Genomic DNA, 20,608 nt, shown 5'->3' with positions numbered 1-20,608 from the left:
TACGCTCGATGCAAGATCGGTTCAACAGAAAGTGACTGTGGGTTTACCTCACCGTGCCCGGAATTTGCTTTTCTCGATGCGCGATGCGTTATACCGTTTTGCAGGTTGCATGCCTGTCGCAGCTTCGACACAGAGTGTGCCGCGCGTCGCGCAGTTCCACTGTTCTACTGTTGCATCGTTCGCTGTTCATCACAGGCTGTTTAATCTTGGGCCGCGCCGCGGCGGAGACCATCATGGATCGTATCGATACTGTTCGCCTTGCCGCATTTTCCAGCCTCGACGCCAATCCCGGCTCGCAAGCCGGCGCGTTGCCCGAGCGCCTCGACATCGTGTTCATCGAGAACTTCATCGGCCAGACGGTCATCGGTATCGACAGCAGCGAGTTGCATGTTGCGCAACCGGTGCGCGTGAATCTGGCGATCGGCGTGCCCGCGATCCGCGCGTGCGCGACGGACCGGATCGAAGATACGGTCAACTATGCGGCCGTGCGCGAGGCGCTGCTCGAGCTATTCGCGTCGCATCGCGTGCGTCTGCTGGAGGCGCTTGCGGAGACGATCGCGCAACTGCTGATCGCTGACTTCGGCGCGCACTGGGTGCGCGTGTCGCTCGCGAAGCCGGCCAAGTTCGCCGACCTCGCGGCCGTCGGCGTGCAGATCGAGCGGCGTCGCGGCGATGGCCCGGCGCCCGCCGTGGGGCTCCCGTGTTACGCGTCGCTCGGCAAGGGACTGGTGCCGAATTGACGGAGAGAGCGGGCACGCCGGACGCCCGGCGCGTCTCGAACCGTCGTCATTTCGCCACGGTCGACGTTTTCTGCGGACCGAGTCCGCACGCCTGGTACGCGCTCGTTTGCAGCGCGCGGAATTTCCTGGTTTGAGCCTTGGCGTGATCGACGCGGAATTCCGCGCCGCCTTCGCCGCCGAGCGTCGCGTACTTCGAGAAGGTCGACTGGTCGACGAATTCGTCGTACGGCAACGATGCGGCCATTTTGTCGATCACGCACGAGCACTTGTAGACGTTTGCGAAATCGTGGCCGTTGTCGTCCATGCAGCTGAGCACGTATTCGACGCGGCCCTCGGTCGGATAGTTATAGCCGCTCGCCCACGCGAGCGGCGCGGCGAGCATGAGCGAGGTAAAGGCGAGAAGTGCGCGACATCTATTAGTCATTGAATGCCTCTGCGAGAGCATTGAACCCGCTTCGCGAACCGCTGCGCGAGGGCCCTGCCTTGCGGCCGCGAGGCGACGGGATGCGCGAGGAGGCGGGGCCGCGAACGGCGCCGCGTCTCCTGCGCTGCCATGCACCGTCAGTTCGGCGCGAACGGATGCGCGACGGTGCCCTTCTTCGATACTACTTCAGCCGCGCTCGGCTCGCCGCTGACCGCGCGCTTGATGGCCTCGCGCGTCGCCTGATAGTTGAACTGCTGGATCTTCTTGTCGTCCTCCGCCTGCCAGTGGATGAAGACGCCGACGCAGAGGAACAGATCGTCGGCTTCTTCCTGCGGGATCGTGCCGTCCTCGACGCTGTCGGCCACTGCTAGCGCGACCGCGTGCTGCGCCGGGCCGAACATCTGCACGGCCTGCTTGGCGCCTTTGATCGTCACCTTGTTGAACAGGATCGTATTGGGCTTCGTGATGAGATTCGGTGCGACGACGGCGAGCAGCGACGTGAAGCCGTCCTTGTTGTTGGTGAGCGCGTTGCAGAACGCGGTTTCCGCAGCCGAACCTCGCGGTCCGATCAGCAAGTCGATATGCGCGACCTCGTTGCCGTCGCCGACTAGCGACTCACCGATCATGACGCGGTTGATCTTGGCCATTCTGTTCCTCCAATGAGTAGGTATGGACCTGCTGACGAGGCGCCGCCCGCGATCGTGTCCAGATCAGCATCGCGAGAGCGGTGCGGGATTGCACGGCGGTACTAACTAACAGGTTCCGTGCCAGTTCTGGCACCCGGCATGCTGACGCGCCCGTTTGGGGCGTGTTCAGTGCAGACGATTCAGGGTTAACCGCGCCATTCGACGCAGCGCGCAACGAACAGCGTGGCCACCGCGAGGTCCGCGCTGGTGCCGGGATTGATCGCGCGGGCCTTCAATTCGGCATCCCAAGCATCGAGCTGCGGATCGCTTGCCGTGCGGCGCGCGGCGGGTCGCGTTTGACGCCAGCGCGCGTGCTGTTCGCGTGCCACGAGCGTGACACTCTGCGCCAGCGCGAGGCCGTGCTTGCGCACAATGTGAGAGTCGGGCCAGCCGGCCAGGAACGCCAGGAACACATTGAGCATCGCGATTTCACCGGGATCGACGGGCGCGGGTTCGGGCGCTGGCGTCGAGGCTTCGAAGCAGGCGGTGAGGCCGGTCTCGAACAGGTCCGCGAAACCGTTCGCGTACTGCCGCGCGATGCTGTCGCGCTCGCTGGCGAGCCGCATCGCGTCGCGCAGGCCGATCGTCGGCGCTGCGTGGACCGATTGCTCGGGCGCGTCGCCGAGGCCGCCGGGGTTGGCGAGCGCGATCGCGCGATAGGCGAGCCGCGCGTCTTCGACGTCGAGCCGGCTCAGCACGTCGCCGACGGCGGCGCGCCACGCTGGCGCCGTCAGCGGCCGTTCGCCGGTCTCGTCGAGAGCCGCGGCGAGCGGCGCGACGAGCAGCACGATGCCGAGATTCGTATTGCAGCCGACGGCCGCGCGCGTGCGTGTGACCGCGTCGAGAATGCGCTGTCCGACACGGGCGCCGGGCGCGAATAGCGCGTCGAGCGATGCGTCCGCGCTGGCGAGGAACTGCGCCGCGTTCATGCCGTGGCCGGGGCTTTGGGTGCTGACGTTGCCGGGTTTCGGCGTGGTGACGTCGAGCGCGCAGGCTGCGAGGAAGGCTGCGCGCGCATGCTCGAAGGGGACGGTCATGACGCTCAAGCCCGGCGCTGCGGAGACGGCTCAGGCAACCCGGCGCTAGCGGCTTGCTCGGCTAGCTCGTCCGCGCGCCGCTGCGCTGCGAGCTTGCGATCGAGCAGATCGTCGACCAGCGCCGCGGCGACATCGAGCGGCACGACCGACTGCAAACCCCGCCACGCGGCCACGCCGTTCACTTCGAGCACGAGCGGCAGCGCGGCGTCGTCGGGATTCGGGATCAGGTCCACGCCCGCGTAGTCGAGCCCGAGCGCGGCGGTGGCGCGCACGGCGGTCTGCGCGAGCGGGACCGTCAGCTCGGCGGCCTCGCAGCGCGCGCCTTGCGCGACGTTGTGAATCCAGCCCTTGCCGCCGCTGCGCCGCATCGCCGCGACCGCCTTGCCGCCGATCACGAGCACGCGCCAGTCGAAACCGGGCCGGGCTCCGGCAACGAAGCGCTGCAGATAAGCGACCTGCCGATAACGCGCGAGCGACGGCAACGGCGCGAGCAGCCCGCCGCGCGCGCCGAGCCGTTTGAGCCCGTTGCCTTGCGAGCCGAACAGCGGCTTGAGCACGACCTGGCGGCCGGCGGCCGCTTCGCGCATCAGTACGCGTTGCGCGAACGCGGCGGACTCGCCGGCCCAGGTGGCTGGTGTCGGCACGCCCGCGCGATGCAGCAGGAAGCTCGTCATCGACTTGTCGACGCTGCGCTCGATCGCGCGGGCGTCGTTGTAGACCGGCACGCCCGACTCGCGCAGCGCGTGCAGGATGCCGAGCCGCAGCGTCACCTGCTCGAAGGTGCCGCCGGCGATGCCGCGCACGAACACCGCATCCGGCAGCGTGCGGCCGAAGCCCGGGATCACGAGGCCGTGCGGCAGCCATGTGGTGTCGATGCGGCAATCCGCGAGATCGACGCAACGCGCTTCGGCGCCGCGCGCGCGGAACGCTTTTTTCAGCCGGCCGGTGTGCCAGCCGGTTTCGTCGCTCATGATCGCGATGCGCAGGCCCGTTGCGATCATCATCGCGCGACGGGCTCGCCGCCCCACTGTTTGCGCAGCAGGCCGCCGTCGAGCCGGCCGCCATGATAGGTCGCGCCGCTTTCGAGGCTGCTGACCCACACCTCGGCGGGCGCGAACAGCGCCGGGTCGATCTGATAGAAGTCGAAGTTGACTGCCGTGAAGACGTCCGCGAACGGCCGGCCGTAGTCGCGCGAATTGGCGGAGGGCAGCGTGTCGGCGAGGCGTCGCGCGATTTCGTCGTGCAGGACGGTCAGATGCACGCGGCCGCCGTACAGGATCGCGTCGTTGGTGCGGCCCATCGCCTGAATGCCGTCGGGCGCGGGCGGCGGCAGCGGCGCCGAGCCCGTGCCGGCGACGATTTCATCGAGCGGCACGCCGAGCACGTGCACCTTGTGCAGCGCCACTTCGACGACGCGGGCCACGACCTGTACCGTTCCCGCGACAGAGTGTGTCGGCGTGACGATCAGCGTCAGATGTTCGGGCGTGAGGCCGCAGTCGTGCAGCACCTTGTCGATCACCACCTGCGGCGGCAACCGGTCCACTTCGAGCACCAGCGCGCCGCGTTCGTGGCGGTCGCGATAGCCGAGCTCATCGAATAGCGGCTCCTTGACCGCGAGCGCGCGCGCGGGCCCCGAGCCTAGCGAAAAGAACTTCTTGCCGCCGGTCTGCTCCTTGGTCGCCGACAGGCTCCAGCCCGCGTACTGGCTGCCGAGGCAGGCGAGCACCGGCGCCGAGGTGCTGACCTCGAGCATCGTCGGCCACAGCGGCGCGGCGTCGAAGTTCGTGCGTACCGCGACGCGGCCGAGTCCGCCCATGCAGATGCGCGCGATCAGCACGCCGGCGTCGAGGCTGCCGCGTGCGTCGACGCCGGCGTCGGCGATCACAGTGCCGGCGGGTGTGCGCGTGAGCGCAACGCCGAGATGTGCCGCCTGATCGAGGAGCCGCGCGACGAGGCGCTCTGAAAGCGCATTCACGCTCGGCGGCGCGGCGGGCGGGGAAGTCTCAGTGGGCGTGGAGGCAGGCATGGTCGGGTTCATCGCAGGTTTCGATTCGTTGGACGACGCGTTCGTGCTGCGCATCGAGCGCGGTGCGCACCGCGTCCACCGACGCCGCTCGCACGAGCAGCGTGCAGACCGGCTGCCCGACGTCGATGCGGGTGCCCGGCATCGGCACGTCGCGGCATTGCGGATCGCGCAGGCAGGCGTCGGAGAACGCCGCGGAGACGTTGAACGGCCGCTGCGCGAACAGCACCCGCTGGCCGGCGCGCCAGCGCGGCGCGCGGGCGAGCGCGAGGCTCGCGGCCGATGGCGCGCGGCCGTGGCGGCAGGCGTCGAGGTGGCAGGCGAGCAGGCCGGCTGGCCACGCATCGGGCGACGCGGTTTCGTAGAGCGCCATCGTCGACGAAGGTCGCGGGTTGATTTCGAGCACGTCGAACGAGGCGCCGTCCGACAAAAAATCGCAGCTATTGATGCCGACGAGGCCGGTGCTTGCGCAGAGCGCGTCGAGCGCTTGCTGCACGCGCGCGACGAACGCTGGCGGCAAGTCGATCGGTCCGATCGAGCCCGCATGCACGAAGCGCAGATCGCCGATTGCGCAGGTGAGTTGCTCAGCGAAACCGATCAGATGCGCGCGGCCGTGCGAGCCGATGAACAGCGCCGACAGCGAGCGGCCTTGGCCAATGCGCTGGAAGTAGCCGTGCGCGGAAGCGCTCGTCAAGTCGAGAGAGTCGGCGGGCTGGATGTGCGTACCGCCACAGCCATCCGCCTGCTTGAACAGCCAGCCCTCGGCCGTCGCGGGCCGCTCGAACGACACAGCCGGATGCCCGATGCGCAACGCGTCTAGTAGCGCGAAGAAACGCCGGGGCTCGCGGACGGCCGCGACCGCGTCGGTATCGTTGCCGAGAAAGCGCGGCAAGCCGGGTTCCCGGCACAGCTCAGGCATCAAAGCTTCGAGCCCGCTGCCGCAGATCCATCCAAGCAGACCCGGCAACCGCGCGACCCGCGCCAGCGCGTCGACGAGCCGCGCCCGGTCGATCCCGAGCGCGCCATCACTGCGGCCGATGTCGAACCACAGTTCGGCGGCCTCGCGCGTGTCGCAGTCGCCGAAGATATCGAGCGCGGCGACATGCAGGCCGGCGCGCGCCGCGGACTGCGCGAGCAGGCGCGCGGACTGTCCGACGACCGCGACGATGGGCGCGTGCATGAGCGGCCGGTGCGGCTTCATGACGGCCGCTCTCAGCCGAGACCGGCCGCGACCGCGCGGGCCTCGTCGTAGGCTTCCGGGAAGCCCAGATAGACCGGCTTGCCGCCGGTGCGCATGCGCATGAACAGTCGATGCTCGACCTGATACTTGACGTTGCCGATCGCGAGCGCGCCGATGCCGACCGCGCCCGCGTTCGGCACACCGTCGATCGGCTTGCCGTCGTTCATCACGTTCACGCCGGCGATACCTTCGGGCGGCACCGCGTTGACGTCGGCGGCGACGAGCAGGCGCTTTGCATGCTCGAGGTCGTCGCGGCCGACCACCTGCACGCCCGCGACCGCGGTGGCGAGCACGATTTCCGCGTCGGCGAGCGCGCCGCGCAGCTCAGCGGGCGTCGTGGTGCCGATGCCGCTGGTGACGATGCCGAAGCGCTCGTTCAGTTCGGCCGACGCGCCGAGCGCGCGACTGCGGTCGGTGTGGCTCGCGATCGTCACGTCGGCGCCGCGCGACGCGGCGATCGCCGCCGCGATGCGTCCGACCGCGCCGGCACCGCCGAGAATCAGCACGCGCTTGCCGCCCAGTTCCACGCCGTGCTGCTTGCCCAGATGCCGCTCGACCAGCGCGACGAGCGCAGCCGCGGTCGTGTACGAACCGCTCGGATCGGCGAACACGGAGACTTCGAACGGCGGGACCATCGCCTTGCGTGCGGTGTCGAGCATGTCGACGGCCTGCATCACGTCGCGTCCGCCGATGAAGATGCCGGTGCGCGACACCCCTTTTGGGCCGCGCGAGAAGATCGCGTCCTGCGTGAGGTTCGCGACCATGCCGGCTTCGACGTTGCAATACGGCACGATGACCTGGTAGCCGGCGTCGGCGGCCATGTTGACGTCGAACGGACTCATCTGCGGCGTGGCCGTGAACATGTGCAGGATGTGGGGCCTTTCAATGGTTTCTGACATGGCAGGGGCTCGTTTTAGTGGCAGTCTCGGGAAGGCGCAGGGCAAGGCCGCGCCGCGCGTGGCAGCGGATTGGATGAGCGGCGGCCGGAGCGGCGACCTGAGCGCGGCCGCGCATCATGCGGCGTCGATGTGCGGCGCGCGCGCCTCGGCGTCGCTGATCGCCGCGCCGCTATTGCGGCCCGCGACGACGCTGCATTCGATATGCGGCAGCGCGCTCGCGACGGCGCGCGCGGTCGCGAGTGCGCGCTCGGCCTCGCGCGCACTCGCGAGCACCGCGAAGCCCGTCGGGCCCCATGAGGTCTGGCCGATGCCGGCGGTGCGCTCGGCGGCGACCGCGCGCAGCACGCGCTCGACGTCGGGACTCGCGAACACGCCGCCTTGCGCGCTCGCAAAGTATTCGCCGATGGTCTGCTGTAGTTCGGTGAGGCCGTGCGCGAACGGCGCGAAGTTATGTTCGGCGGCGCCGGGCAGGATCTGCATCAGCACCAGATGGCACAGATGCGCGGCGAGCCGCTGCGGAAACGGCGCGAGCGATGCGAGCGCGCTGCGTTCCTCGGCGCCGTGCAAGCCCTCGCGGCTGTTGTCGCTGACGAGCAGCACGCGCCACGGCTGCGGAAACGGCTGGCGCGACAGTAGCGGCGGCATGCTCTGGCGCAGATCGCCGGGCGGGCCGCCATCGAGCAGCAGGCCGCCGCACTCGAAGCCGAGTATGCCGATGCCGGAGCGCGCGCCGCGCCCGAGCAGGCTGGCGATCTCGGCGCTCGTCGCCGGCTGGCCGATGAGGCGCGTGAACGCGGCACCGACCGCGAGCGCCAGTTGTGTGCCTGAGCCGAGGCCGGTATGGGCGCGCGGCGCCTCAAGCACGTCGATCGCGAGGCTCGCCGGTCCGTAGGCAGCCTGCAGCCGCGCGAGACTCAGCGCAATTCGCGCGCGCTCGGCCTCGCTCGCCACACCGCCGATCTGCTCGCGTTCGGCGAGCCGCGCCTGAATCCGCGTGCCGTGCGTATCGATGACGAGCCCCAGGCTGCCGAACGCGCGCCCGAGCGACGCGTTCGGATCGAGAAAGCCCAGATGCAGCCGCGCGGGCGCATCGATCGTGATGGGGGCGCGTGGCGGCAGGCGGCGGAGCTGAAGCGGCATCTCGTGTGTCCTCAGGTGTCCTTGCGGGTGCGCGAAACCGGGTTCGGCCGCGGGGTGTGCGCGACGCGTCGTGTCGCGTCGCGGGTTCCAGCGACAGTGCGCCCGGCGACGTCAAGCGAAAGCCGTACCAGGCGCGCGCAACGGCCGCCGCAGCGGATTCGGCCCACCGGAATCTCTAAACCGGCGCGCCGCGCGCCGCCCGGTTTCGCCGCTGCATGGACGCTGTGTGACGCCGAAGGCGCACTGTGTCACGCGCTGTTTCATGCGGCGGCAGGCGCGCGGGTCAACTGCCTTGCGCGGGTTTCGGCGCGTCGTACTTGATGTAGCGGAAGCGCTGATCGTCGGCCGGCGTGCCTTCCAGCGGGCCTTCCTCGAGGCCGGGCTGCCAGTGGACCACCGATTCGATCTTGGTTGCGAGCGCGAAGTCCTTGTCGGTGATGCCCTTGGCGGTGTGCGTTTTCAGCTTCACGATCACGAACGCATACGAGACCGTCAGATCGGGGTGATGCCACGCGGCTTCCGCGAGGTGCCCGACGGCGTTGACCACCATCAGCGTTCCCTTCCAGCCCTCGGTGCGGTATTTGCGCCGCAGCCAGCCATCTTCCAGATACCAGTGCTGCAACGGACCGACGAGGCGTTGCTGGATCTCTTCGTCGGTATAGACGTGCTCGGTGTTTGCCATGGCGGTTAGCTCCTCGAATGCGCGAATCGTTCGCCGAACGAAGCTTCGATGCAGGTGACAGGCCCGCGCTGCGGCGCGTGATTCGCAAAGGACACGATTCGTATCACGCAAGTGACACAGTATGTGCCGCATCGCGTGACGCAACCCCTTCAGCTTACCGCCGTGCAAGCATCGGCGTGCAACGCCCGAGTGCCGCGACAGGTCGCGCGTGCCGGGTCGGCGGGCCGGCGCACGCAAGAGCCGCAATATTGCCGCTATTCCGGCATGGAATATGCGTTGGCCGTTCATGCGTCGCGAAGCCTGACATCGAATCGGGATAGCGCGTTAATCGTTACCTGCAATCGAGAAGGCGCGCACGATGCGATGAGGTAGCGTGGGTCATTCGTGAGTTGAACAGCAGGACAATTCTGGAGGAGACATGAACTTACGCACTGTAGTTCTTGGGCTCGCGATCCTCGCATCCGCAGCCTTTAGCTCTCTGGCTGCGCAGGCCGATTCGCAGCTCGACGGATTGATGAAAAACCCGGCCAACTGGGCGGCCCAGGCGGGCGATTATGCAAATCACCGCTACAGCCCGCTCAAACAGATCAACGAGAACAACGTCGGCAAATTGCAGGTCGCATGGACCATGTCGACCGGCGTGCTACGCGGCCATGAAGGCGCGCCGCTCGTGATCGGCGACACGATGTATATCCACTCCCCGTTTCCGAACAAAGTCATTGCAGTCAACCTGAAGGATCAGACGTTCCTCTGGCAGTATCAGCCGAAGCAGGATGAACAGGTCGTCTCCGTGATGTGCTGCGACACCGTCAACCGCGGTCTCGCATACGGCGACGGCAAGATCTTCCTGCAGCAGGCCGACACCAAGCTCGTCGCGCTGAACGCGAAGACGGGCGAGGTCGTGTGGACCGCGCAGAACGGCAATCCGAAAGCCGGTGAAACCAACACCAACGCGCCGCACGTATTCGGCGACAAGGTGCTGACCGGCATTTCGGGCGGCGAGTTCGGCGTGCGCGGGCGTCTGATCGCGTACGACATCAAGACCGGCAAACCGGTCTGGACTGCGTACAGCACGGGTCCCGACAACGAAATGCTGCTCGACCCGCAAAAGACGATGACGTACTCGAACGGCCAGATGGTGCCGGTGGGCGCGGATTCGTCGGTGAAGTCCTGGAAGGGCGATCAGTGGAAGCTCGGCGGCGGCACCACGTGGGGCTGGTATGCGTGGGACCCGAAACTCAACCTTGTTTACTACGGTACTGGCAATCCGGGCACATGGAACCCGACGCAACGTCCGGGTGACAACAAATGGTCGATGTCGATCTTCGCGCGCGACCTGAATACCGGCACGGCCAAATGGGTCTACCAGATGACGCCCCACGACGAATGGGACTATGACGGCGTCAACGAAATGATCCTGTCCGACCTGACGATCAACGGCAAGAAGGTGCCCGCGATCGTGCACTTCGACCGTAACGGCTTCGGCTACACGCTGAACCGCGAAACCGGACAGCTGCTGGTCGCGCAGAAGTACGACCCGGCGGTGAACTGGGCCGATCGCGTCGATCTGCAAAGCGGCCTGCCGATTCGCAACGCCGCGTACTCGACGCAGGCGGCCGGGTCCGACCACAACGTGAAGGGCATCTGCCCGGCGGCACTCGGTTCGAAGGACCAGCAACCGGCGGCGTTCGATCCGAAGACGAGCTTGTTCCTCGTGCCGACCAACCACGTCTGTATGGACTACGAGCCGTTCGATGTCGACTACGTGTCGGGACAGCCGTATGTCGGCGCCACGCTGTCGATGTATCCGGGCCCGAACGAGGGCAACGCGATGGGCAACTTCATCGCGTGGGATGCGAGCAAGGGCAAGATCATCTACTCGAAGCCTGAGAAGTTCTCGGTGTGGTCGGGTGTGCTGGCGACGGGCGGCGGCATCGCGTTCTACGGCACGCTGGAGGGCTACCTGAAGGCGGTTCGCATCTCGGACGGCAAGGAACTGTGGCGCTTCAAGACGCCGTCGGGAATCATCGGCAACGTCTTCACGTATGAGTATCAGGGCAAGCAGTACGTCGGCGTGTACTCGGGCATCGGCGGCTGGGCCGGCATCGGCATGGCGGCGGGTCTCGAGAAGCCGACCGAAGGCCTGGGCGCAGTCGGCGGCTACAAGGATCTCGCGAAGTACACCGCGCTCGGCGGCACGCTGTTCGTGTTCGCTATTCCTAACGAAAAGAGCTGAACGAACGGCTGAAATGAAAGGCTGAACCAGTGGGGCGGCTTGAACAGGCACGGCCGCCCCGTCAGCCTCGCCCAAAGCATTGAATTACCCCCAAATCGCGCCCGTTGGTGGATGCGTCGCTGAAACGCATCGGGGCGCGGCTTTTTCCCAGATGGAGACATGTGCATGAAAGGCAGATCTATCCTGTTGCTCACCGCGTTGCCCGTAGCGCTCGTCATGCTGCCCGTCGGATACGCGCAGAACAATCCTTCGATTGCGCAGGTCGCGTACAAGGTAGTCGACGGAAACAAGGTCGACAGTAATACGCTGCAGGGCTGGAAGACGTGGCGCGCGCTCGCTTGCGAACGCTGTCACGGCGCGCAGCAGCAGGGCATGGTCGGGCCGTCGCTGATCGACGCGTTCAAGACGCTGGACAAGAACGAATTTCATCGCACCGTGTTCGGCGGCCGGGTGGATAAGGGTATGCCCGATTTCAGCACGAGCCAGATGATGCAGAAGAACTGGGAAAATCTCTATGCGTATCTGAAAGGACGCTCCGATGGGCAGATCAAGCCGGGCGATCTGCATGCCATCGACTCGAATTAACGGCCGCGCCGTCATTCTTCCGGAGGCTCACGATGCGTGATAAGAGAAGCATGTCCGTGCATGTCAGCGTGATCGCGGCCGCGTTGTGTGGGGCGGCGCTCGCGAGCGCCGCGGTCCGGGCGGATGGCCCCGCGCTGCCGAACAACGACGGCGCGGACGGCGTGCTCAGGGTATGCGCGGACCCGAACAACATGCCGTTGTCGAACGACAAGGGCGAGGGCTATGAGAACCGCATCGCCGCCCAGATGGCGAGCGACTTCGGCTACAAGCTCGAATACACGTACTTTCCGCAGCGCATGGGCTTCGTGCGCCACACGTTGCGCGAGAAGGCGGAGGGCAGCGAGCGCTATCGCTGCGACCTGATCATCGGCGTGCCGAAGGGCTATGACATGACGTCGACGACGCAGCCGTATCTGCGCTCGACCTACGCGATGGTGCTGCCGAACCGCCCCGAATTCGCGAGCATCAAGACGCCCGACGACCTGCTGAAACTGCCACCCGATCAGCTGCACAAGCTGCGTTTCGGAATCTTTTCGCAAACCCCGGCGGTGGACTGGCTGCTCGGCCACAACCTGATCGACCAGGCGGTGTCGTACCAGGTGCAAAGCGGCGATCCGGGCGTGTACCCTGGCCAGATGATCGAACACGATCTGCACGAGGGCAACGTCGACGTGGTGTTCCTGTGGGGGCCGATCGCCGGCTACTTCGCGAAGCGCGCCGGTGATTCGGTCAGGCTCGTGCCGTTCCCGCCGGGACCCGGCATCCGCTTCGACTACACGATCTCGATGGGCGTGCGCTACGGCGAGAAGGACTGGAAGGACAAGGTGGATCAATGGATCGGCGCGAATCACGACAAGATCGACAGCATCCTCGCGACCTACCAGGTGCCGATGCTCAAACCGGTCGACGCGCCGGCGGGCAAACCCGGCGACGCATCCCAATGACGCGCGCGCGCGGCGCCTGGCTGCGCGCGGCACGCGCCGCGCTGATGGGGACGCTGTGCGTGCTGTGCCTCGCGCCGGCCGCAAGCCGTGCGGCAAGCCCGGCGAGCGCCGCGTCGGCGGCGGGCGGCGACGACATCACGCCGGCGGAGCGGCTGATTTTTCTGACCGATCATCTGCACGGCGTCGCCGCGCAGACCGAGCTCGACTACGCGCTGATCGATTCGGAGCAGCCCTCGCGCAGCACCGACGTCGTCAAGGTGCTGGTGGTCAGCGAGAACAACGCGAAGGGCGACGCACAGGTGACCGACCACACCGGCAGCGTGAACCTGCCGATCGGCGGACTGCAATGCAATCCGGCGATCATTTATTTCCTCGAGCGCGACATCGCGGAGATGCAGGGTCTCACCGGCGGGCAGCGCCGCTATTTCCAGCAGCGTCTGCGTCTCGCGCTCGCCGCGGGGCCGCAGATCGAGAGCGTGCCGGGCGAGCTCGGCGGCAAGCCGGTCAGCGCGCGGCGCATCGTCGTGCAGCCTTATCTGAACGATCCGAACGCGGCGCGCTTCGCGCAATACACGGGCAAGCGCTACACCTTCCTGCTCGCCGACGGCGTGCCGGGCCAGGTCCTGCAGATTCGCACCGACGTGCCGGGCCCCAACAACGACTTCGCGCATCCGGCGCATTCGGAGTCGTTGAGTTTTCAATCCGCACTGAACAAGTTGCCATCGGGCAAGGTGCCGGCGAAGCCGTCGAATGCGCCGCGGGCGAGCCGTTGAGTTTTCGATGCAGAACGCGAGCTTCGCGACGAACCGGGTCAAGCTGAATTTCGTTCGCACGCTGACCCTGCGGCAGTTGCAGATCTTCGTCGTCGCGAGCCGCTATACGAGTTTCGCGCGCGCGGCCGAGGAGCTGCATCTGACGCAGCCGGCAGTGTCGATGCAGATTCATCAGCTCGAAGAGGCGGTCGGCCTGCGGCTGTTCGAGCGCGTCGCGCGCAAGCTCACGCTGACCGAAGCGGGCGAGGTGCTGACTCACCACGCGAGCCGCATTCTCGGCGAAATCAAGGACACCGAAGACGCGATGATGTCGCTGAAGCAGGCCGACAGCGGCTCGATCAACGTCGGCATCGTCAGCTCGGCGACCTACTTCGCGCCGAAACTGCTGGCGATGTACTCGCATCTGTACCCGAAAGTCGACGTGCATTTCTCGGTCGGCAATCGCGACGCGCTGCTGCGCATGTTGCAGGACAACGCGATCGATCTCGCGATCATGGGCCGCCCGCCGCCCGAGCTCGATACGACGGCCGAGCCGCTCGCGAGCCATCCCCAGGTGGTGATCGCGCCGGTGCATCATCCGCTGTGCGGCGCGCGCCGCTTCGATCTGCAGGAGTTGCGCAACGACACCTTCCTGCTGCGCGAGCCGGGCTCGGGCACGCGCATGGCCGCCGAGGCGATGTTTCGGCAGCATCTGTTCACTCCCGCGAAAACCGTCACGCTCGGCAGCAACGAGACGATCAAGCAGGCGGTGATGGCCGGCATGGGCGTGAGCCTGATCTCACTGCATACGCTGCAGCTGGAGTTGCGCACCGGCGAGATCGCGCTGCTCGACGTGCACGGCACGCCGATCGTACGAACGTGGCAGATCGTGCATCTGCGCACCAAGCAGCTTTCGCCGACCAGCGTGATGTTCCGGCAGTTCCTGCTCGAACATGCGGCGGTGCATCTGGAGCAGGAATATGCGCAGTTTGCAGGGGTGTTCGCGAAACGGCCGGTCGGGGCGGAGCGTTAGCGCGATGCGTGAGTTGCGTGCATGGCGTTCGTTTCACCAGGCCGCGTTCGTGCGTTGCGCGGCTGTGCTGTGCGTGGGCTTTGCCGGCTTCTTCGTGGTCGGCGTCGTGCCGGCGCGCGCCGAGCCGGTGACGATCGCGGTGCTGAACTGCGGCCTGATCGACGATAACGCCGCCTACAACGATGCCGATACCAACCGCGCGCAAGCGGCGCGCATCGAGATGGTCAGCAATGCGGTGCGCGCGCAGCTCGATGCGAGCCAGCGTTATCGCGTCGCCGACAACGGCCGCGCGTCGGAGCTGATCACGCGGCTCGGCGCCGCGCAAGACCTGACCAGCTGCGACGGTTGCGCCCGCCAGCTCGGACGTGCGCTGGGCGTCGAGCAGGTGGGCGTCTGCTGGGTGCAGAAAGTCAGCAACCTGATTCTCAATCTGAACCTGCGGATCGAAGACGTCGCGAGCGGCAGGACGCTGTTCCAGCGCTCGGTCGACATACGCGGCAACACGGATCTTTCGTGGCGGCGCGGCGCGAGCGCGCTCGTCGGCTTGCTGATGAACGGTGCGTGATAGGCGGCATCGATGGCACAGTCTGTACCCGGCTGTCGTGACAGGCTGCCAACTTTTCGCATTCGATTTAACTTTTGCGTCCCACGCGCGCGATCGGCATAAACCGTGCTTGAACTGAAGGCTGGCGAGTCTTGAAGCGCGTCGACGTTCGGGCGTCGCGCAAATAAACGCCAGCCACCACGGAAGGGGATCGCAGCGATGGTTTCTGGCGAGCAGCTTCAGGACTGGCGTTCTCACGCCCAGCAGATCGAAAACGAAGTGGCGCGAGTCGTCGTCGGTCAGCAGCAAACGCTGAGGCTCATCAACGTCGCGCTGTTCGCACGCGGCCACGTGCTGCTCGAAGGCGGCGTCGGGGTGGGCAAGACGACCGTGTTGCGGGCGTTCGCGCGCGTGGTGGGCGGCGATTTCGAGCGCGTCGAAGGCACGATCGATCTGATGCCGGGCGACCTCGTCTATCACACCTATGTCGACGCCGACGGCAAGCCGCGCATCGAGCCGGGCCCGCTGCTGCGCCACGGCGAGCAGCTGACCACCTTCTTTTTCAACGAGATCAATCGCGCGCGCCCGCAGGTGCAATCGCTGCTGCTGCGCGCGATGGCCGAGCGTTCCGTGTGGGCGTTCGGCCGCGAGCATCGCTTTCCGCACATGACCGTGTACGCCGACCGCAACAAGGTCGAGAAGGAAGAGACCTTCGAGCTCGCGTCGGCGGCGCGCGACCGCTTCCTGTTCGAGCTGAACATGCCGACGCCGACCGACGAGGAGGCGCGGCGCAGCCTCGTGTTCGACACGAGGTTCCATGACGTCGACAGCCTGCTCGCGCAACTGACACCGTCGATCGTGCCGTGGGAACAGTTGAACCGGATCGGCGCGGCGATCCAGCAGGGCGTGCAGGCGAGCGAGACGATCGAGCGCTATGTGCACGACATCTGGCAGGCGACGGAAACGCCGGCGCGCTTCGGCATCGCGCTCGATGGCGTCGACATGGAGCAGCTGATTCTCGCCGGCGCGAGTCCGCGCGGCATGAGCGCGCTGTTGCGCGCGGCGCGCGTGGTCGCGTGGCTCGCCGGACGCACGCATCTGCTTCCGGAGGACATCCACGAAGTGCTGCTGCCGGCGCTGGGTCATCGCGTGTTCTTCACGCCGATTTACGAGCTGCGCCGCCAGGAGCTGGCCGAGGCGCTGATCGCGCGGATCGTCGCGAACGTCGCCGTGCCTCGCTGAACGCCGGCGCGCCTACACGATGAACGGCACCGCTGAATTCCACTATCGTCTGCCGATGCGCGCGGCCGGTGCGCGGCCCGGCTCGCATCCGGGCTCGAGCTTCGGCTCGGGCCAGCAGTTCGCGATGCACGGCCGGCTGTTCGACTATCCGGACCCGCGCCGGCTCGATCTGCGCGCGAGCTTGCGCGCGGCGCGCGACGAGTGGCTCGTGCGCGTGCATTTGCAGCGCGTCGCGGTGTCGGTGTTCGTGATCGTCGACGTGTCGGCGTCGATGCAATTCGGCACCCATAAGACCAAGCTGCAGGTCGTCGCTGATTTCGTCGAAGCGCTCGGCCATAGCGCGTTCCGGGTCGGCGACCGGCTCGGCATGCTGGCCTTCGATAGCGGCGAACGCGACGATCTGTTCATGCCGGCGCGCACGGGACGGGGCACCGGTTCGCTGCTCGCGAGCATGCTGCGCGAAGGCCTGAGTGATACGGCTTCTCGTCAGGCGAATGATCAGGCTGAACGTCAAGCCGATCGTCACGCTGAACGCGGAGCCGTCGAAGGATTGCGGCGTTGCGCGATCCGTATCGCCGGACGCCAGGCGCTCGTGTTCGTGGTGTCCGATTTCCACTGGCCGCTCGCGCGACTGTCGCCGGTGCTCGACATGCTGGTGCATGCGTGCGTGGTGCCGATGGTCGTATGGGACGCGGCCGAGACCACGCCGCCGCAGCACGCGTCGCTGCTGGCCGTCAACGATGCGGAGTCCGGCGAGGAGCGTCGCGTGTGGCTATCGCGCGGCGTGCGCGAGCGCTGGCGCGAAGGCGTCGCGCGCCGTCGCGACGAACTCGCCGCGGTGTTCGGCGCGCGCGGCATCCGGCCGTTCTTTGTCGAAGGCGCGTTCGATCCGGAAGCGATGTCGCGCTACTTTCTGGAGCTGACGGTATGAGCGCGCGCGGGCTGCGCGGTGGCTGTGCGCGTCGGGCCGCGCTGCGCGTGCTGATCGCGTCGCTATGCGGCGGCGCCGCTTGCGCGACGGCCAGCGCCGCCGAGGTGGCCGCGCACGTTCAGGAGCCGCGCGCGTTCGGCTATGTGCTTGGCGATGTGCTGACGCAGCGCGTGCTGCTGGAGGCCGACGGTCGCGACATCGGCGCGGTCACGCCGCCTTCGGTCGGACGCACGGGCGTGTGGCTCGAACGCCGGCCCGTGACGCTCGAAACCGATGCGAACGGCCGCAAGTGGATGGTGATCGGCTATCAGGTCGTCAATGCGCCGCAGACGCTCACGCAGATCACGTTGCCCGCGTTGACGCTGACGTCCGCGGCGGGCACGCAGCTGCAGGTCGCCGAATGGCCGGCGAGCATCGGCCCGCTGACGCCGCAAACCGTGTTCGCCGCGGGGGACTTGCAGCCGCTGCGGCCCGACCGGCAGGCGCCGATGCTGGCCACGTCCGGCTGGCGCCGGCAGATCGCGTGGGCGCTCGGCCTGCTGCTCGCGACGCTGCTCGTGTGGGCGAGCTGGTGGTGGGCGCGCAACCGGCGCGAGGCGGCGCGGCTGCCGTTCGCGCGGGCGTGGCGGCAGATGCAACGGCTGCCGGAGACGCCCGCTGCTTCATCGAACGATGCGTGGGTCTGCCTGCATCGCGCGCTGAACGAAACCGCCGGCCAGGTCGTGCATGCGGCTTCGCTATCCGCGTTGCTCGCGCGTGCGCCGTATCTGCAACCGCTGCGCGCGCAGCTCGAACGTTTCTATCGGACCTCGGCCGAGCGCTTTTTCACGCCGGCGCCGCATGCCGTCGAGAATGCCGGCGAGCTTTCGCTGCACGCGCTGTGCCGTGCGCTGTATCGAGCGGAGAGGCGCCATCAGCGATGACCATGAGCCTCGATTTCGCCCTTCCGTGGATGCTGGTGCTGCTGCCGCTCGCCGCTCTGCCGCTGCTGCGGCGGCGCAGCGACACGCTGGTGTTTTCGAACGTCGCATGGCTGCCCGCTGACGACCTCGGGCGCATGGCGGGCTGGCTCGTCCGCGGTGGCGCGGCGCTGGCGATCGCGGCGATCGTCGTCGGGCTGGCTGGGCCGGGGCGCTCGCAGTTGCAGGTGCTGCGCACCGGCAGCGGCGCACAGATCCTGATCCTGATGGACCGCAGCCAGAGCATGGACGAGCCGATGGGCAGCAAGGGCGTCGAGGCGCCGCGCGGCGACTCCAAGAACCACGTGGCGCGCGAGGCGCTGACGCGCTTCGTCGAGCAGCGGCCGAACGACCGCCTCGCGTTCATGATGTTCGGCACCAACCCCGTGCTGGCGATGCCGTTCACCTACAACCATCGCGTGATCGAGGCCGCGGTCGCGGCCACGGCGATCGGCCGCGGCATGCCGGACACCGAGCTCGATCGCGGCATGCTCGCGGCGATCGCGCAGTTCGATGGGCGCTTGTCGTCGGGCCGCCGCGCGATCGTGCTCGTCTCCGACGGCGGCGCGTTGCTCGACGAAACGATGCAACGGCGCATCGAAGAGGGACTGCGACGCAACCGGATCGCGCTGTACTTCATCTACCTGCGCAGCAGCGTCTTCAGTCCCGATCTGAACGCGGCGCAGCCGGCCAGCGGAAGCTCGGCCGAAGCGCAGCTGCATCGCTTCTTTCTGACTTTGAAGACGCCTTACAGGCTGTTTCAGGCCGAAGACCCGAAGGCGATGATGGCGGCGATCGCGGAGATCAACCGGCAGCAGAACGCAACGACGACGTTCGTCGAGCGTCTGCCTCGCCAGGATCTGAGTCCGTACTGTTTCGCGCTCGCGCTGTTCTGTGCGGCGCTGCTGGTGCTGTTGCACCGGTTGCAGGTGAGGAGCTGGGCATGAAGCGCACGCTGATCCACACGCTGTTCGGCACCGTGGCGATCTGTTGCGCCGCGTGGGCCGCGTATGGCTTCGTTCGTCTGCAGCACGCGGAGCGCGTCAATCAGGCCATTGTCGCGACGAACGCCGCCGCGCGTGACCAGCAAGCCGGCGGCGACGCGCGCGAGGTTCAACTGGCCCGTGCGATAGCGCTGTCGAAAGCGGGCTCCTACGACGCGGCGGCGCGGCTCTATAACGGTCTGCTCCCCGAGGGCAGCCCGCCTGACGAAGTCGGCCGCGCGGCGCTGTTCGATCTCGGCAACCTGTACCTGCGCGAAGGCAGCGGTGACGACGCGCAGACGGTCAGGTCTCTGGCGATGATCGGCGAGGCCAAGGCGCGCTACCGGCTCGCGCTGCGCGCGGCGCCCGACGATTGGGACGCGCGCTACAACCTCGAGCGCGCGCTGTGGCTCGCGCCGGAAACGCCGTCCGCGCTCGCCGGACCCGACGTGAAAGAGCAGCACAACGTCACAGTGCGCGACGCGCGCAGCCAGGACCTGCCATGAGCGGCGTTCAGCGCGAGCGTGGCTTCGCAAAATGGCGTCACGCGTTGACGCCGCTCGCGCTCGTCGCTTTGATCGCGGCGGTCGCGATGCCGGACGTCACGTTGCCGCGCCACACGTTTAACTACATCGTCACGTTCGACATCACGCAAAGCATGGATGTCGAGGACGTGGTGCTCGACGGCGCCCCGGTCAGCCGGCTCAAGTTTGCGCAGGCCGCGATGCGCGATGCGCTCGAGCGTTTGCCGTGCGGCTCGAAGGTCGGCTGGAGCGTGTTCACCGGGCAGCGGGTGTTGCTGCTGATGGCGCCGGTCGAAGTCTGCGGCAACTACGACGCGCTGCTGGTGTCGCTCGACGGTATCGACGGGCGCATGCGCTGGACCAACTGGAGCCGCATTGCCGAAGGCGGTGTATATTCGGCCGTGCGCGTCGCGAAGGACGTCGGCGGCGGCGCGGCCATCGCGTTCGTCACCGATGGGCAGGAGGCGCCGCCGCTGTTGGCGTCGCGCCCGCTGATGGAAGGCATCAATGCGGCGCGGATCAGCGGTTGGCTGATCGGCGTCGGCGGCGACCAGCCCGCGGCCATTCCGAAGACCGATGCCAACGGCAACCGGATCGGCGTCTGGCAGCCCGACGACGTGATCCAGGCGTCGCCTACGCCCGGCTCCGGGGTGGCGGCGCAATCGCACGAGGAGTTGTCCGAATTGCGCGGTGAGTACCTCGCTTCGCTGGCTCGGCAGACGGGCCTCGACTACCGGCGTCTGCTGAACGCGACGTCGTTCGGCGATGCGCTGGTCGAAGCGCGCTTCGCCCGCCGCGAACCCGTGCCGACCGATCTGCGCTGGTGTCCCGCGCTGCTCGCGTTGCTGCTGCTCGTCGCGCGCTTCATGCCCGACGCCGTTCTCGCATGGCCGCGCGCGTGGCGAAAGCGCATTCAAACAATCGTTTTGCATATCGCGCCGGCATTCAATGGCCGGCCGACACGCGCCGACTGACTACCGCGAGCGCGACCGTTGACGCTGCAA

At 67.3% G+C, this 20,608-nt stretch carries 22 protein-coding genes; 13 read left to right on the top strand and 9 right to left on the bottom strand.

What is annotated here, in order from left to right; genetic code table 11:
- Window positions 1-233 precede the first annotated feature (233 nt).
- Window positions 234-740, top strand: coding sequence for a dihydroneopterin aldolase (locus VSR82_RS11500; protein ID WP_429456941.1), 507 nt, complete (start codon window positions 234-236; stop codon window positions 738-740).
- 46 nt (window positions 741-786) lie between these two features.
- Here the strand turns inward: VSR82_RS11500 and VSR82_RS11495 are convergent, their stop codons facing one another.
- The 9 genes from VSR82_RS11495 to VSR82_RS11455 form a co-directional block, all read right to left on the bottom strand.
- Entirely contained in the window at window positions 787-1,164 is a 378-nt protein-coding gene (locus VSR82_RS11495) for a hypothetical protein (RefSeq protein ID WP_368586122.1), read from the bottom strand.
- Window positions 1,165-1,301: 137 nt separating this feature from the next.
- Window positions 1,302-1,811: a formaldehyde-activating enzyme gene (fae, locus tag VSR82_RS11490; protein ID WP_176107508.1), complete on the bottom strand. Its 510-nt coding sequence runs from the start codon at window positions 1,809-1,811 to the stop codon at window positions 1,302-1,304.
- A gap of 185 nt (window positions 1,812-1,996) precedes the next feature.
- On the bottom strand, window positions 1,997-2,887 hold the full coding sequence (locus VSR82_RS11485; RefSeq protein WP_410849797.1) for a triphosphoribosyl-dephospho-CoA synthase: 891 nt from the start codon (window positions 2,885-2,887) through the stop codon (window positions 1,997-1,999).
- A 5-nt stretch (window positions 2,888-2,892) separates the two neighbouring features.
- A complete protein-coding gene (locus tag VSR82_RS11480) occupies window positions 2,893-3,891 on the bottom strand; it encodes an ATP-grasp domain-containing protein (protein WP_429456944.1) in 999 nt (332 codons plus the stop codon).
- Window positions 3,888-4,925 (bottom strand): methenyltetrahydromethanopterin cyclohydrolase, encoded by a 1,038-nt coding sequence (gene mch / locus VSR82_RS11475; protein WP_498857701.1) that lies wholly within the window; start codon window positions 4,923-4,925, stop codon window positions 3,888-3,890. Before mch ends, VSR82_RS11480 begins: the two co-directional genes overlap by 4 nt.
- Entirely contained in the window at window positions 4,891-6,111 is a 1,221-nt protein-coding gene (locus VSR82_RS11470; protein WP_429456948.1) for an ATP-grasp domain-containing protein, read from the bottom strand. Before VSR82_RS11470 ends, mch begins: the two co-directional genes overlap by 35 nt.
- Window positions 6,112-6,122: 11 nt before the next feature.
- Window positions 6,123-7,049 carry an NAD(P)-dependent methylenetetrahydromethanopterin dehydrogenase gene (locus VSR82_RS11465; RefSeq protein ID WP_429456950.1) on the bottom strand — a complete coding sequence of 309 codons (927 nt, stop codon included), beginning with the start codon at window positions 7,047-7,049 and terminating at the stop codon, window positions 6,123-6,125.
- A gap of 114 nt (window positions 7,050-7,163) precedes the next feature.
- The gene (locus tag VSR82_RS11460; RefSeq protein WP_498857700.1) at window positions 7,164-8,189 is read right to left on the bottom strand and encodes a beta-ribofuranosylaminobenzene 5'-phosphate synthase family protein; all 1,026 of its coding nucleotides are present in this window, start codon (window positions 8,187-8,189) and stop codon (window positions 7,164-7,166) included.
- A 283-nt stretch (window positions 8,190-8,472) separates the two neighbouring features.
- Window positions 8,473-8,871: a 4a-hydroxytetrahydrobiopterin dehydratase gene (locus tag VSR82_RS11455; protein ID WP_018437330.1), complete on the bottom strand. Its 399-nt coding sequence runs from the start codon at window positions 8,869-8,871 to the stop codon at window positions 8,473-8,475.
- 418 nt (window positions 8,872-9,289) lie between these two features.
- Here VSR82_RS11455 and VSR82_RS11450 point away from each other — a divergent pair, with 418 nt between their 5' ends.
- From VSR82_RS11450 to VSR82_RS11395, 12 genes are all read left to right on the top strand, one after another.
- Window positions 9,290-11,107 carry a methanol/ethanol family PQQ-dependent dehydrogenase gene (locus VSR82_RS11450; protein ID WP_368586128.1) on the top strand — a complete coding sequence of 606 codons (1,818 nt, stop codon included), beginning with the start codon at window positions 9,290-9,292 and terminating at the stop codon, window positions 11,105-11,107.
- Between the two features lie 165 nt (window positions 11,108-11,272).
- Window positions 11,273-11,692: a c-type cytochrome gene (locus tag VSR82_RS11445; protein WP_176120582.1), complete on the top strand. Its 420-nt coding sequence runs from the start codon at window positions 11,273-11,275 to the stop codon at window positions 11,690-11,692.
- 32 nt (window positions 11,693-11,724) lie between these two features.
- Window positions 11,725-12,636: a substrate-binding domain-containing protein gene (locus VSR82_RS11440; RefSeq protein WP_368586129.1), complete on the top strand. Its 912-nt coding sequence runs from the start codon at window positions 11,725-11,727 to the stop codon at window positions 12,634-12,636.
- The gene (locus tag VSR82_RS11435; RefSeq protein WP_429456956.1) at window positions 12,633-13,409 is read left to right on the top strand and encodes a hypothetical protein; all 777 of its coding nucleotides are present in this window, start codon (window positions 12,633-12,635) and stop codon (window positions 13,407-13,409) included. Before VSR82_RS11440 ends, VSR82_RS11435 begins: the two co-directional genes overlap by 4 nt.
- Window positions 13,410-13,416: 7 nt before the next feature.
- Window positions 13,417-14,421 (top strand): LysR family transcriptional regulator, encoded by a 1,005-nt coding sequence (locus VSR82_RS11430; protein ID WP_368586131.1) that lies wholly within the window; start codon window positions 13,417-13,419, stop codon window positions 14,419-14,421.
- Between the two features lie 4 nt (window positions 14,422-14,425).
- Window positions 14,426-14,986, top strand: a complete 561-nt coding sequence (locus VSR82_RS11425; protein WP_429456959.1) for a DUF3280 domain-containing protein — start codon at window positions 14,426-14,428, stop codon at window positions 14,984-14,986.
- Window positions 14,987-15,184: 198 nt separating this feature from the next.
- Entirely contained in the window at window positions 15,185-16,207 is a 1,023-nt protein-coding gene (locus tag VSR82_RS11420; RefSeq protein WP_368586133.1) for an AAA family ATPase, read from the top strand.
- A 19-nt stretch (window positions 16,208-16,226) separates the two neighbouring features.
- Window positions 16,227-17,138, top strand: a complete 912-nt coding sequence (locus VSR82_RS11415; protein WP_410849803.1) for a DUF58 domain-containing protein — start codon at window positions 16,227-16,229, stop codon at window positions 17,136-17,138.
- On the top strand, window positions 17,135-18,061 hold the full coding sequence (locus VSR82_RS11410; protein WP_429456962.1) for a calcium incorporation protein MxaA: 927 nt from the start codon (window positions 17,135-17,137) through the stop codon (window positions 18,059-18,061). Before VSR82_RS11415 ends, VSR82_RS11410 begins: the two co-directional genes overlap by 4 nt.
- Window positions 18,058-19,044, top strand: coding sequence for a vWA domain-containing protein (locus VSR82_RS11405; RefSeq protein WP_368586136.1), 987 nt, complete (start codon window positions 18,058-18,060; stop codon window positions 19,042-19,044). The genes VSR82_RS11410 and VSR82_RS11405 overlap by 4 nt, the downstream gene beginning before the upstream one ends.
- Complete coding sequence (locus tag VSR82_RS11400) at window positions 19,041-19,586, top strand: tetratricopeptide repeat protein (RefSeq protein WP_368586137.1); 546 nt, start codon at window positions 19,041-19,043, stop codon at window positions 19,584-19,586. The genes VSR82_RS11405 and VSR82_RS11400 overlap by 4 nt, the downstream gene beginning before the upstream one ends.
- Window positions 19,583-20,578 (top strand): vWA domain-containing protein, encoded by a 996-nt coding sequence (locus tag VSR82_RS11395; protein ID WP_429456964.1) that lies wholly within the window; start codon window positions 19,583-19,585, stop codon window positions 20,576-20,578. The genes VSR82_RS11400 and VSR82_RS11395 overlap by 4 nt, the downstream gene beginning before the upstream one ends.
- The last annotated feature ends 30 nt before the right edge of the window (window positions 20,579-20,608 follow it).

It is taken from the genome of Burkholderia sp. JPY481 (genome assembly GCF_038900515.1).
GTDB classification, from domain to species: domain Bacteria; phylum Pseudomonadota; class Gammaproteobacteria; order Burkholderiales; family Burkholderiaceae; genus Paraburkholderia; species Paraburkholderia youngii.
Note: the sequence above shows the minus strand (reverse complement) of the source record. Positions and strands in the feature narration are given on the sequence as shown.